The sequence below is a fragment of the Dietzia sp. DQ12-76 genome (assembly GCF_014145045.1).
Lineage (GTDB): Bacteria > Actinomycetota > Actinomycetes > Mycobacteriales > Mycobacteriaceae > Dietzia.
Genome location: NZ_JAALDV010000294.1, coordinates 1 through 4117, shown reverse-complemented (window position 1 = coordinate 4117; position 4117 = coordinate 1). Strand labels below are relative to the sequence as shown.

4 protein-coding genes are annotated in these 4117 nt (G+C 70.0%); 2 read left to right on the top strand and 2 right to left on the bottom strand.

Annotated features, from left to right (window positions below):
• Together G6019_RS10560 and G6019_RS10555 are read right to left on the bottom strand one after the other, a co-directional pair.
• Positions 1–154 (bottom strand): Sir2 family NAD-dependent protein deacetylase (locus tag G6019_RS10560; RefSeq protein WP_304506201.1); only part of this gene is annotated, 154 nt, incomplete at its 3' end.
• A 37-nt stretch (positions 155–191) separates the two neighbouring features.
• Positions 192–884: an Rv1157c family protein gene (locus G6019_RS10555; RefSeq protein ID WP_194305641.1), complete on the bottom strand. Its 693-nt coding sequence runs from the start codon at positions 882–884 to the stop codon at positions 192–194.
• 340 nt (positions 885–1224) lie between these two features.
• Here G6019_RS10555 and typA point away from each other — a divergent pair, with 340 nt between their 5' ends.
• Together typA and G6019_RS10545 are read left to right on the top strand one after the other, a co-directional pair.
• Complete coding sequence (gene typA / locus G6019_RS10550) at positions 1225–3147, top strand: translational GTPase TypA (RefSeq protein ID WP_107756765.1); 1923 nt, start codon at positions 1225–1227, stop codon at positions 3145–3147.
• Between the two features lie 17 nt (positions 3148–3164).
• The coding region (locus G6019_RS10545; protein WP_241725991.1) for an ABC transporter substrate-binding protein at positions 3165–4117 on the top strand (953 nt) is incomplete at its 3' end.

The following is a 4117-nucleotide window of genomic DNA, read 5'->3' as shown; positions in this document are numbered from 1 at the left end:
TGGCGAGCGCGGCGGGGTCGTGGCGTGCCCACAATCCGGTCTGCGCGTCCCGGAAGGTGGGTACCCCGCTCTCCGCGCTCATTCCGGCACCCGTGAGAACGACGAGAGGCCCGTCGCCGGCGAGGGCGAGACGGGCCTTGCTCGTGTCGTTCATGACGGGGTGGGGACGGTCGGGCCCCACGCCGCGGGGGTCACGGGACGTACGCGGAACCCACCAGCGGCAGGGAGACACAGTTGGAGGTCCCTCCACCGGCGAGGGTGGTCGTGACGCCCCCCTGCAGGAGCATCAGCACCTGGCCCGGGCCGGTGTCGGCGACGCCGTTGAGGGTCGCCGGCCCGCCCTCGTTGATCCCGTTGTAGCTGAGCACCGTGGTGCCCCGTCGACCGTTGGTGATGTTGAACCAGTCCACCGTCATGGGCTGGACCTGCTGCGGTGCGACACCCTCGGTGCCGAGGGCGGTGAAGACGAAGCCGAGCTGACCGCCCGGGATACCGGGCAGGGGAAGACCGGCGGGGCCCGGCACAGCGGTGGCGGCCCCGACCGCGGTCTGCTCCCCGTCGATGCAGTTCTGCATGATCGTCGGATAGGCGAACTGGGCGATCACCGGACCGTTCGTGGGGATCGGGGTGCCCGGCTCGCCGGACCCGCGGAAGAATCCGACCAACCGGGCGATGGTGCCCCGGGTCTCCTCCGGGATCCACTGCTGCTCGGAGAGGTTCTCGATGGCCTGCAGGACCGGCTCGGTCGGCCGCCCCAGCTCGTCCAGTGACTGGGCGCTCGCGGAGGCCGGGACGGCGAGCGACACCGCCATGGCGGCGGCGGCACCGAGACCGAGGGTCCTGAACGAGTTCCTGAGCGAGTGGCGGATCACTGGCGAGTCCATTCTTCGGATGAGGCGGACGGACCGGTCGGCGGGCCGACCAATCGACGGCTCGATGCTCTCACAACGGTGACAGCTGTGGATACCGGAGGCCCTGCTGCTGGGGCTTCTGAGGCCAGTGTGGCAGAAGATACTTGTGATGTAAATAACAGGAGCCTCGTGCGTGCGGCCCCCGCGCGCTCGGGATGACGGCTCGGAGGCCGATACGGGTAATGTGGACGCGCACGCGCGCTCCGACGGACGCGCCTGTGGATCACGCGGACGTCCCGCAGATTCCCACCACGCGCCCGGCGACCGCACAGTCACCCGTGGCGCCGAAAGCCTCTGAGGGAGAACCCACCGTATGGCCCTGACCGAGTTCCGCAACGTCGCCATCGTCGCGCACGTCGACCATGGCAAGACGACACTCGTCGACGCGATGCTGCGCCAGTCCGGAGCGTTCGACGAACGCGCGGAGCTCGTGGACAGGGTCATGGACTCGGGGGATCTCGAGCGCGAGAAGGGGATCACGATCCTCGCGAAGAACACCGCCGTACGGCGGCCGGGCGCGGGGGCGGGCGGCGCGGACCTGGTCCTCAACATCATCGACACCCCCGGTCACGCGGACTTCGGCGGGGAGGTGGAGCGTGGCCTGAACATGGTCGACGGCGTGGTCCTGCTCATCGACTCCTCCGAGGGGCCGCTCCCACAGACCCGTTTCGTGTTGCGCAAGGCGCTCGCCGCGTCCCTGCCCGTCATCATCGTCGTCAACAAGACCGACCGGCCGGACGCCCGCATCGACGAGGTGGTCGAGGAGGCCCAGGACCTGCTGATCGACCTGGCCTCGGATCTGGAGGACCCCGCCGCCCAGGCCGCCGCGGAGCACGCACTCGAACTCCCCGTGGTCTTCGCCTCGGGTCGCGCGGGTAAGGCGTCCACCACCCAGCCCGCGAACGGCCAGGAGCCGGACGCGGAGAACCTCGACGACTTCTTCAAGCTCCTCTACGAGGTGATCCCCGCCCCCCGCGGCGACGCCGACGCGCCGCTCCAGGCCCACGTCACCAACCTGGACGCCTCCAACTTCCTCGGCCGGATCGGCCTGGTGCGCATCCACAACGGGCGTCTGCGCAAGGGCCAGCAGGTCGCGTGGATCCACCACCTCGCCGACGGCGAGACGGAGACGAAGTCCGTCCGCATCTCGGAGCTGCTGGCGACCAAGGGCGTCGAGCGCGTGCCCACCGAGGAGGCCGTGGCCGGAGACATCGTGGCGGTGGCCGGGATCAGCGACATCATGATCGGCGACACCCTCGCCGATCCGGAGAACCCGGTCGCGCTCCCCAAGATCACGGTCGACGAACCGGCGATCTCGATGACCATCGGCGTCAACACCTCGCCGCTCGCCGGACGGAACGGCGGCACGAAACTCACGGCGCGGATGGTCAAGGCGCGGCTCGACCAGGAACTGGTGGGCAACGTCTCGCTCAAGGTCATCGACACCGAGCGTCCCGACGACTGGGAGGTGCAGGGCCGCGGTGAGATGGCGCTGTCCATCCTCGTCGAGACCATGCGCCGCGAGGGCTTCGAGCTCACCGTCGGCAAGCCCCAGGTGGTCACCCGCCGGATCGACGGCAAGGTCCACGAGCCGATGGAGCACATGACCATCGACGTGCCGGAGGAGTACCTCGGTGCGGTCACCCAGCTCATGGCCGCCCGCAAGGGTCGCATGGAGCAGATGAGCAACCACGGCACCGGATGGGTCCGGATGGAGTTCACCGTCCCGGCCAGGGGTCTCATCGGCTTCCGCACGACCTTCATGACCGAGACGCGGGGAGCCGGCATCGCCAACTCCGTGTCGGCCGGGTACGAGCCCTGGGTCGGGGAGATCCGCTCGCGGCACACCGGCTCCCTCGTGGCGGACCGCGCCGGCAAGGCCACCGCGTTCGCCCTGCTGGGTCTGGCCGATCGCGGCGACTTCTTCATCGAACCCGGTTCCGAGGTCTACGAAGGGGTCGTCGTGGGCGAGAACCCGCGCTCCGAGGACATGGACGTCAACATCACCAAGGAGAAGAAGCTCACCAACATGCGTGCGGCGTCCTCCGACGCGACCGAGACGTTGTCCAAGCACCGCAACCTCTCGCTGGAGGAGGCCATGGAGTTCTGCGCCGGCGACGAGTGTGTGGAGGTCGGACCGGACGCCGTCCGCGTGCGCAAGGTGCTGCTCACCGCCAACGAGCGGGCCAAGGCCCGTAGCAGGTCCAAGTCCCGCGAGCAGCAGTCGGTCAGCTGACGAGGGCCCCGGTGGCGATGAAGGGGGCGTCGGGCCGTCGGCGCGGTACCGCCGTGCTGGCCGGCGTGCTCTCCCTCGTCGTCCTCGCGGGGTGCGTGGCGGACCCGCCCCCTCCCACCGTGGTGGGGGAGGACGGTGTCGACGGGGAGACCGTCAGCCTGTCGAGTGGCGGAGTCCTGCTGGCTCTCGACCGCGTCGACCCGGGATTCAACCCACATCTGCTGGCCGACCAGGGGGTCGACACGGATCTGGTGGCCTCCTTACTGCTGCCCAGCGCCTTCGTCCCCGGTCCGGATGGGCACCCGGTGCTCAACCGCGACCTCCTGGTGTCCGCGGAGCCCCGGCCGGCAGATCCGCGGACCATCCGGTACACCATCGATCCCCAGGCCCAGTGGACCGATGGTGTGCCGGTCGCGGCGGAGGACTTCGAGTACCTCTGGCGACAGATGACCACCCAGCCCGGGGTCGTCGATCCCGCCGGCTATGAGCAGATCGTGGAGGTCCGGTCGGGTGCCGGAGGCAAGGTCGTGGACGTGGTCTTCGACTCCCCGCCGGAGGACTGGCAGACCCTGTTCGCCGACCTGTTGCCCGGGCACATCCTCAAGGACGCCCCGGACGGATTCCAGGGCGCGATGGCCCGACTTCCCGCGATGAGCGCGGGGCCGTACATGATCCGTGTCGCCGACATCGGCCGCGGCGAGATCGAGTTCGTCCGCAACGACCGGTACTGGGCTCGGGCACCGGAGCTCGATCAGATCCTCGTCCGGCGGGCGACCGGGGCCGGCCAACTCGGTGCGGCGTTGCGCGGTGGGCCGGGATCGCTCGCGATGGTCGCGGCCACCCCGTTGGCCTCAGACGTCTCGGCCACCGTCCCCGGGATCCGCTCTGTGACCGTGGACGCCTCGGCCCAGCTCGAGTTGGGCTTCAACACCGTCGCCCCGGCGGTACGCGACCCGGCGGTCCGGCGCGG

Coding starts and splice junctions, on each gene's coding strand:
- typA (WP_107756765.1), top strand. CDS start 1,225: ATGGCCCTGACCGAGTTCCGCAACGTCGCCATCGTCGCGCACGTCGAC.
- G6019_RS10555 (WP_194305641.1), bottom strand. CDS start 884: ATGGACTCGCCAGTGATCCGCCACTCGCTCAGGAACTCGTTCAGGACC.